Genomic DNA, 1,321 nt, shown 5'->3' on the forward strand with positions numbered 1-1,321 from the left:
GCTTCGTATCGTTCTCGTGTGGACGTGGTCTTCAACCCCCGCTCCGGCAGCGCCGGCGTGGGCGGCGTCGGCGTGGGCGGCTCCGGCGTGAACCCCAGCTGCTTGTAGCCGGGCAGTCGACGCCGGTACATCGCGGCGAGCATGGGCACCTTGGCATCGAGGTAGTCATGCACCTCGGCAAGGTCCTTCCCGGGCTGATCCCGCAGTATCCGCCCCACGTACTGGGTGATCCGCTGCCGCGCCGAGACTGGGAAGGCGAGGAACAGCGTGTCGAGCTTCGGGCAGTCGAAGCCTTCACCGATGTAGCGGTCGGTCGCGACGAGCAAGAGCTGGCGGTCCTCGGCGAGCTGTTCGTGAACCGCCCGACGCTCCGCGGGCTTGAGGCTTCCGTAGAGCACCAGCGGCTCCAACCCCAGACCGGCCAGGCGGCCAGCAAGCACATCGACGTGCTCCGTCCGGCTGCTGAGCACGAGGCAGTTGCGCCCCGCGCCGACCGCGACGGCCACGTCCCCGCAGATCTGGTCATTGCGTTGCTCGTCCTCGACGAGCGACGCGTTGATCAGGGCCAGCACCTCGCCACGGGTCAACCCATCCGTCGAGTCGTCGATGGTCAGCTCGGTCCGGTGGACCTGCAACCGCCGGTCGAGATCGCTGGCGCTCTGGGTGATGCGGTGGCGGATCGGTCCGCACTGCATCACCATGATGTCCTTGAGCCCGTCGGGACGTTGTGGCGTCGCGGTGAGGCCCAACCATCGACGCGCATCGAGGTTGCGGACGGCGCGCTCCACGGTGGGGGCCGGAACGTGATGGCATTCGTCGATCACCACCAGTCCGTAGCCGTCGAGCAGATCGGCAGCCCGCTCGTTACGTGTCACGGTCTGGACCATCGCGATGTCCACGATCTTGGTCGGACGCTGCTTCCCACCGCCGATCTGCCCCGCATCGACGCCCAGGTGCGTGGCCAGGCGTTCCCGCCACTGGGCAAGCAACGGCTTACGGTCGACGAGCACGAGCGTCGGCGTGGCGTGACGCGCGATCAGGGCGCACGCCATGACGGTCTTGCCCGTCCCCGGCGGCGCTTCCAGCACCCCGAGCTCGTGGCCGGACATCACCTCGACGGCCTGCTCCTGCGCCGCCCTGAACTCACCATCGAAGGTCAGGTCGATGGGCACGGGTTCGGGCCGCTCGTCGATGATCAGGAGCCGGCTACCCGCCTCCTCCACGATGGCGGTGGCCTGATCCACCAGTCCCCGCGGCAGGTAGAGGTGCTCGAGGTCCTCGGCGTAGCAGCGGATGAACCGCGGTGTGGCGTGGTTGGACA

Annotated in this window: 1 protein-coding gene; it reads right to left on the bottom strand. The window is 68.3% G+C overall.

From position 1 onward, the window contains the following. Positions 1–1,244 (bottom strand): DEAD/DEAH box helicase (locus WEB03_RS01460; RefSeq protein ID WP_368069193.1); only part of this gene is annotated, 1,244 nt, incomplete at its 3' end. Positions 1,245–1,321 lie beyond the last annotated feature (77 nt).

This window comes from Nitriliruptor sp., assembly GCF_040882075.1.
Taxonomy (GTDB): Bacteria; Actinomycetota; Nitriliruptoria; order Nitriliruptorales; family Nitriliruptoraceae; genus Nitriliruptor.